Source organism: Cellulomonas sp. PS-H5 (assembly GCF_019265565.1).
Classification (GTDB): domain Bacteria; phylum Actinomycetota; class Actinomycetes; order Actinomycetales; family Cellulomonadaceae; genus Cellulomonas.
Window position 1 is genome coordinate 57,713 of the sequence record NZ_JAHVCI010000022.1, and the last position, 6,670, is coordinate 64,382.

Annotated in this window: 7 protein-coding genes; 5 read left to right on the forward strand and 2 right to left on the reverse strand. The window is 76.0% G+C overall.

Features of this window, described 5'->3' with window-relative positions; all coding sequences use genetic code 11:
• Positions 1-40 precede the first annotated feature (40 nt).
• On the reverse strand, positions 41-1,657 hold the full coding sequence (mqo, locus tag J5O08_RS10750; protein ID WP_308281545.1) for a malate dehydrogenase (quinone): 1,617 nt from the start codon (positions 1,655-1,657) through the stop codon (positions 41-43).
• Positions 1,658-1,798: 141 nt separating this feature from the next.
• Between mqo and J5O08_RS10755 the strand changes: the two genes are divergently transcribed.
• The 4 genes from J5O08_RS10755 to J5O08_RS10770 are packed head-to-tail and all read left to right on the forward strand — an operon-like array spanning position 1,799 to position 4,102.
• Positions 1,799-1,993 (forward strand): hypothetical protein, encoded by a 195-nt coding sequence (locus J5O08_RS10755; RefSeq protein WP_217616658.1) that lies wholly within the window; start codon positions 1,799-1,801, stop codon positions 1,991-1,993.
• Entirely contained in the window at positions 1,990-2,520 is a 531-nt protein-coding gene (locus tag J5O08_RS21625) for a hypothetical protein (protein WP_218706845.1), read from the forward strand. The genes J5O08_RS10755 and J5O08_RS21625 overlap by 4 nt, the downstream gene beginning before the upstream one ends.
• Entirely contained in the window at positions 2,517-3,548 is a 1,032-nt protein-coding gene (locus J5O08_RS10765) for an NAD-dependent epimerase/dehydratase family protein (protein WP_217616656.1), read from the forward strand. The genes J5O08_RS21625 and J5O08_RS10765 overlap by 4 nt, the downstream gene beginning before the upstream one ends.
• A 44-nt stretch (positions 3,549-3,592) precedes the next feature.
• Positions 3,593-4,102, forward strand: a complete 510-nt coding sequence (locus J5O08_RS10770; protein WP_218706846.1) for a DsbA family protein — start codon at positions 3,593-3,595, stop codon at positions 4,100-4,102.
• Between the two features lie 81 nt (positions 4,103-4,183).
• On the opposite strand, the gene nhaA is transcribed toward J5O08_RS10770, so the two are convergent.
• A complete protein-coding gene (gene nhaA, locus J5O08_RS10775) occupies positions 4,184-5,569 on the reverse strand; it encodes a Na+/H+ antiporter NhaA (RefSeq protein WP_308281546.1) in 1,386 nt (461 codons plus the stop codon).
• A gap of 181 nt (positions 5,570-5,750) precedes the next feature.
• Between nhaA and J5O08_RS10780 the strand changes: the two genes are divergently transcribed.
• Positions 5,751-6,599 carry an SDR family oxidoreductase gene (locus tag J5O08_RS10780; RefSeq protein WP_218706848.1) on the forward strand — a complete coding sequence of 283 codons (849 nt, stop codon included), beginning with the start codon at positions 5,751-5,753 and terminating at the stop codon, positions 6,597-6,599.
• The last annotated feature ends 71 nt before the right edge of the window (positions 6,600-6,670 follow it).

Here is a 6,670-nt window from a genome sequence, read left to right on the forward strand (position 1 = left end):
GGTCCTATCTCGGCGGGGTGCGGGGGCGACGCGAGCGGGGTCAGGCGACCGGGGTGTCCCGGCGGCGGGGGAGCGTGGGGCGCGCCGGGCGGCGGCCCGCGGCCCGCGGGGAGGCGTCGCGCGGCTCCGGGCCCGGCTCGTGGCCGACGCCCGGGTTCGAGCCGTCCGGGCGCGCCGGGTCCTCGGTCTCCAGGTCCGGGTCGGCGTCCGGGGCCTCGCCGGCACCCGGAGCGGCCGCCGTCGAGCCCTCGGCCAGCTGCGGCATCATCTCCTCGAGCCGAGGCCGCCAGCCGGCGTACCGCTCGGGGAAGCACCGGCGCAGCAGGTCGATCATCGCGGACGCCGCGGTGGACGCGCCGGGCGAGGCGCCGAGCAGGCCCGCGATCGACCCGTCGGCGGCCGTGATCAGCTCGGTGCCGAACTCCAGCACGCCGCCACCCTTGCCGCGCTTGATCACCTGCACGCGCTGACCGGCGGTGATGAGCTCCCAGTCGCGCTCGCGCGCCGTCGGCATGAACCCGCGCAGCGTGCGCATCCGGGCGTCGCGGGTGGCCAGCACCTCGCTGATCAGGTACTTCAGCAGGTCGAGGTTGTGCAGGCCGACCGCGACCAGCGGGATGAGGTTGCCCGGCCGGACGGTGCGGACCAGGTCGGTCCACGAGCCGGCCTTGAGGAACTTCATGCTCCAGCCGGCGTACGGGCCGAACAGCAGCGCCGGGGCGCCCTGGACGACGCGGGTGTCGAGGTGCGGGACCGACATGGGCGGGGAGCCGACGGCGGCCTTGCCGTAGACCTTGCCGCGGTGCCGCTCGACGAGGGCCGGGTCGGTGGTGCGGAGGAACTGGCCGCTGATCGGGAAGCCGCCGTAGCCCTTGATCTCCGGGATGCCGGCGTCCTGGAGCAGGCGCAGCGCGCCGCCGCCGGCGCCGATGAACACGAACCGCGCGTCGAGCGTCGACCGCTTCGGGCTGGCGTTCCACGCCCGGTCGACCAGGTGCAGCCGCCAGCCGCCGCCGCGGCGCCGGCTGATCCGCCGGACCTCGTGCTGCAGCCGGACCCGGGCGCCACGGGCGACCAGGTCGTCGACCATGCGCCGGGCGAGGGTGCCGAAGTCGACGTCGAGGCCGTCGAGGGCGCGGGTGGCGGCCACGGGCTCGTCGGGGTCGCGGTCGGCCATGATCAGCGGGGTCCAGGACGCGATGGTCTCGGGGTCCTCGGTGTACTCGAGGTGCGCGAACCGGGGGTGCGCGGTCAGAGCGGCGTGCCGGCGGCGGAGGTAGTCCACGTCGTCGGCGCCCCGGACGAACGTCAGGTGCGGGACGGCGGACCGGAACGAGTCGTCGGGCAGCCGGCCCTCGTCGCGCAGGTGGTCCCACAGCTGGCAGGACAGCGCGAACTGCTCGTTGATCGTCACCGCCTTGGCGATGTCGACGGTGCCGTCGGCGCGCTCGGGGGTGTAGTTCAGCTCGCAGAGCGCGGCGTGCCCGGTGCCGGCGTTGTTCCAGGCGTCCGTGCTCTCCAGGGCGATCCCGTCCAGCCGCTCGACGATCTCGATCCGCCAGGACGGCTCGAGCTCGGAGAGCAGGGTGGCGAGCGTGGCGGACATGATCCCGCCACCGACCAGGACGACATCGACCGGCTCGACAGTTGAGGGCACGACTCGATGGTAACCAGCGCACGCGGTGCTCGGTGCACCAGATCCACGCACCGGGCACCAGGGACGATCGTCCCGGCGGTCCTCCGGGTCGCGGTGACCGTTCGGGGTGCGAGGTCCGGGGCCTGGTGCCAGCGTGGGCCCATGAGCACCGACGACACCACGCAGAACGGCTACGACCCCGCCGAGGACCCGGACACCGACCCGGAGATGCTCAACCCGCGCACCGGGACGCAGGCCTCCGGCGGCGACGAGGGCGACGCCGACCCCGACGCGGACCCGGACAACCTGAACCCGCGCACCGACGGCGCGGACGGCGGCGGCGCCGGGACCCCGTGAGGCGGCTCGACCGCACGCTGCTCGACTCCTACCTCGGCGACCACCTCGCCGGGGCGGAGGGCGGCAGCGCGCGGTTCGGCCGGATGGCCCAGGCCTACGCGGACACCCCGCTGGGTCCGGCGCTCGCCCGGATCGCGCAGGAGGTCACGGACGAGCGCGAGTGGCTGCGTGACACCTCCTACCGGCTCGACGTGCGGCCGTCCCTGGTCAAGCGCGTGGGCCTCGCGGTCGTCGAGCGCGCGGGTCGGCTGAAGCCCAACGGCCGGCTGACCGACCAGTCCCCGCTGACCGCCGTGCTGGAGCTGGACCTGATGCGCGGCGCCGTGATCGCGAAGCGCGGCTTGTGGGAGACGCTGCACATCTGGGCCGACGACCTGGGGCTCGACCCGGCGCAGCTGCAGCGCCTGCTGGACCAGGCCGACGAGCAGATCGCGACGCTGACCCGGCTCGGGCAGGTCGCCCGCGAGCAGGCGTTCGCGGAGGACGGCGCGCCGGGCGAGCCGGCCGGGACCGGGGAGGCGCGGTGAAGGTCGTCGTCATCGGGGCCAGCGGCAACGTCGGCACCGCCGTGCTGCGCCGGCTGCGCGACGACCCGACCGTGACGGCCCTGGTCGGCGTCGCCCGGCGCACGCCGCGCCGGACGCCCCCGCCGCCGTACGACACCACCGACTGGCACGCCGTCGACATCGGTGCGCCCGGCCCGGACGGCCCGGTCGTCGAGCGGCTGCGCCGCGTGTTTGCCGGCGCGGACGCGGTCGTCAACCTCGCCTGGCTGATCCAGCCGAGCCACGACCGCGACCAGCTCCGGCGGGTCAACGTCGACGGGATGCGCCGGGTGCTCGGTGCGGTGGTCGACGCGAGCGTGCCGCACCTGGTCGTCGCCTCGTCGGTCGGGGCGTACAGCCCGTCGTACTCCGACGAGCCCCGGGACGAGGAGTGGGACACCGGCGGGATCCGGTCGTCCGACTACAGCGTCGACAAGGTCGCGGTCGAGCGGCTGCTGGACGAGGCCGAGCTGCGGTACCCGACCCTGACGATCGCGCGGCTGCGCCCGGCTCTGGTCTTCCAGCACGCCGCGGGGCACGAGATCACGCGGTACTTCCTCGGGCCGTTCGTGCCCGCGGGGCTCCTCGACAACCGGCTGCCGGTGCTGCCGTGGCCCGCGGGGTTCCGGCTGCAGGCGGTGCACGCCGACGACCTCGCCGACGCGTACCGCGAGGCGGTCGTCCGGCAGGCGCGCGGGCCGTACAACGTGGCCGGGCCGGGGATCATCCGGGCCGCCGACGTGGCCGACGTCGTGTCGCGGGGCCGGTGGCGGGAGGTGCCGCACGCCCCGGTGCGCACGGCGCTGTCCCTCGCGTGGCACGCGCGGCTGGCGCCGGTCGGGCCCGGGTGGTTCGACATGGGCGCGTCGGCGCCGGTCCTCGACACGACCCGCGCCGAGCGGCAGCTCGGGTTCCACCCGCGGTACACCGGGGTGCAGGCGATGCGGCAGCTGGTCGCGGGGATCGCGCGCGGGGCGGGGACGGCGAGCCCGCCGATGCGGCCGCGCTGAGGCGCCCGCCGAGGTCGGTGGCGGGCGTCGGGCATGCTGGGGGCATGTCCGACGCCCCCCGGCTCGTCCTCGGCGACCCCGCCGCGCCCGTCACGATCACCGAGTACGGCGACCTCGAGTGCCCGTACTGCCGGGACGCCGAGCCGGTGCTCCGGCAGCTGGTCGAGGAGTCCGACGGCGGGGTGCGGCTGGTCTGGCGGCACTTCCCGCTGTTCCAGGTGCACCCGCACGCGCTGATCGCGGCGCTCGCGGCCGAGGCCGCCGCGGAGCAGGGGCTGTTCTGGGAGATGCAGCGGCTGCTGTTCGCGCAGCAGGACCGGCTGACCGAGCCCGACCTCCGCGCCGCCGGCGCGCGCCTCGGCCTCGACCCGGCGACCGTCGCGGGCGAGGGCGCCCAGCCGTACGCCGACCTGGTCGAGGCGGACTACGTCGGCGGTCTCGGGCTCGGGGTGCGGGGGACTCCGACGCTGCTGGTCCAGGGGGAGCGGTACCGGGGTCCGGTCGAGCTGCCCGCGCTGCGCGCGGCGGTCGCGGCGGCGGTGCCGGCGCGCTGAGGCCGCGCGCCCGCGGATCCCCACCGGTTTCTCGCGTCGACCCCCGATCGATCGGGGGTCGACGCGAGAAGAGGGTGGGGATCAGGACCCGGCGACCCAGGGCCGCGGCGGCAGCCCGGCGGGCAGCTCGTCGCCCGGCGAGCACAGCGGCAGCCGGTCGCCGAGGACCCGCAGCAGCACCGTGCCCAGGACCGCCGCGATCAGCGAGCCCGCGAGGATGCCGATCTTCGCCTGCTCGACGAGCTCGCCCTCGAACGCCAGCTCGGCGATGAACAGCGAGATCGTGAACCCGATCCCGGCGAGCACCGCACCGCCGAGCAGGTGGCCCCACCGCACCCGCCCGGGCAGCCGCCCGAGCCCGGTGCGGATGGCGAGCGTCGCGGCCCCGGTGATGCCGATCGTGTTGCCGGCCACCAGCGCCACCGCCACGCCGATCGTCACGCTCGACGTCGCGGCCGCGCGCAGCGCCTCCGGGTCGAGCCGCACGCCCGCGTTGGCCAGGCCGAACACCGGCACGATCACGAACGCCGACCACGGGTGCAGCAGCCGCTGCAGCCGCTCGCCGGCGGGCACGGTGGCGCGGGCGGCGAGCTCGGCCAGGTGCTCGGTGTCCGCGGTCGGCTCGGCGACCAGCCCGTCGGTCCAGCGGGGCACCTGCTCGACGTGGTCCCGCGCCATCGGCCGTGAGGGCAGCAGCAGCCCGACCAGCACGCCCGCGAGCGTCGCGTGCACGCCCGAGGCGTTCACCGCGAACCACAGGGCGACGCCGATGAGGGCGTACGGCGTCAGCCGCCAGACGCCGAGCCACCGCAGGACGAGCAGCCCCAGCACCAGCACCCCGGCGACGGCGAGCGCCGCGACGTCGACGCCGTCGTTGTAGAAGACCGCCATCACCGTGATCGCGCCGATGTCGTCGACGATCGCCAGCGTCAGCAGGAACAGCCGCAGCCGGTCCGGGCAGGCCGGGCCGAACAGCGCGAGGATGCCGACCAGGAACGCCGTGTCGGTCGACATGACGACGCCCCAGCCGTGCGCGGCCTCGGTGCCCGCGTTGAACAGCAGGTAGATGACGGCCGGGATCGCCAGGCCGCCCAGGGCGCCGAGCGCCGGCACCGCGACGGTCCGGCGGTCCCGCAGCTCGCCGCTGGTGATCTCCCGGTTGATCTCGAGGCCGACCACGCAGAAGAACACCGCCATCGCGGCGTCGTTCACCCAGTGGTGCAGGCTCAGGTCGATCCCGAACGAGCCCAGGTGGAAGCCGGCCGACGTCGACCACAGCGCGTCGTACGCGTCCGAGAGGGGCGAGTTCGCCCACACGAGCGCGAGCACGGTCGCCCCGAGCAGGAACACGGCGCTGCCGGCCTCGGTCGCGAGGAAGTCGCGCACCGAGGGGCTGACGGAGGGCAGGCGGACCCGCAGCGGCGGGCCGGGAACGGCACGGGTGGGCTCGGCGGCGTCCGTGGCCACGGGCGGCTCCCCTCGCGGTCGGTGACGGGCGGCTGACTCCGGGGCCGGATCCGGCCCCGACGTCGGACAACGCGGTGGGCAGCGCCAGTATGCCGACCCGGGGTCGTCCGGCGGGAGAGGGCGGGCGGGGCCGGGCCGGTGACGTGACGGCGGCGCGGCGCCGATGGGCGACGATGGGGGCATGACGACCTCCGACGCCGCCACGCCCGCCCCCGCCCCGCGCACCGCCCTCGTCACCGGCGCGGGCCGGGGCATCGGCCGGGGCCTCGCGCTCGGCCTGGTCCGCGCCGGGTGGGACGTCGCGCTCGCCGGCCGCACCCGGGCGCACCTCGACGCCGTCGCCGCGGAGGCCCGGGCCGCCCGGCACGGCGCCCGGGTCGTGGTCGAGGCCGTCGACGTGGTGGACCGCGACGCCGTCGCCGCGGCGGTCGCGCGGGTCGAGGAGGCGTTCGCGGACCTCGGCGGGCTCGGCCTGCTCGTCAACAACGCCGGGGTCATCGAGCGGGCCGAGGTCGACCTCGTCGCCGACGACGTCGAGGACGTGTGGCGGGTGATCGAGACGAACGTGCGCGGCCCCCTGCTGCTGGCGCACGCGGTGCTGCCGGGCATGCTGGCGCGCGGCTCCGGGCACGTGGTGAACATCAACTCCGGCTCGGGGCACCGGCCGTCGGGCGTGTACACGGGCTACGGCATCAGCAAGGGCGCGCTCGCGCGGCTCACCACGATGCTCGACGCGCAGTACGCCGACCGGGGCGTCACGGTGCTCGACGTCGCGCCGGGCGTGGTCGTCACCGACATGACCCAGGCGATGCCGCTGCACGACGACCGCACCGAGTGGACGCCGGTCGAGGCGACGGTCGAGCTGGTGGACGCCTTCGGCTCCGGGCGGCTGGACGCGCTGCACGGCCGGTTCGTGCGCGCGGGCACGGACACCCCGGAGAACCTGGCCGCGCTGGCGGACCGGATCGTGGCGGCCAACGCGCGCACGCTGCGCCTGGCCCCCTACGGCGCGGACGACCCGGTCGCCTGACGCCTCCGTTCCCGGCCCCCTCACCACCCCCCGGGGGTGGAAATGGGTGGAGCGTTCTGCCCGACACGCCG